This window comes from Psychrobacter sp. 16-MNA-CIBAN-0192, assembly GCF_040309565.1.
GTDB lineage: Bacteria > Pseudomonadota > Gammaproteobacteria > Pseudomonadales > Moraxellaceae > Psychrobacter.
The window spans coordinates 1-265 of the sequence record NZ_JBEOOX010000334.1 but is presented as its reverse complement, the minus strand read 5'-3'; the positions used below and the strand labels follow the sequence as shown (position 1 = coordinate 265).

Below are 265 nucleotides of genomic sequence, written 5' to 3'. Positions count from 1 at the left end.
GCCGTTAACTTCAATAACAACAGATTGCAGTACACGTTTAGCACCACGATTAATTTCTTTTACTGTGCCAGAAGCTGGAGCAGTAAATAATACACCTGGGTTCTTTTTATCTTCAAAAAGTACCTGGCCTTTTTTCACTTGGTCATCCACACGAACATGCATGGTTGGACGCATACCGATAAATTCTTCACCTAGCACAGCTACACGTTTGACGGTAGAACCATCATGAATAACTTGCTGAGGAGCGCCCTCTATGGGTAAGTCC

General features: G+C 43.0%; 1 pseudogene. It reads right to left on the bottom strand.

The window, feature by feature from the left end:
* Positions 1-265: pseudogene (locus tag AAEY78_RS13465) on the bottom strand (NADH:ubiquinone reductase (Na(+)-transporting) subunit A); the annotation flags it as partial.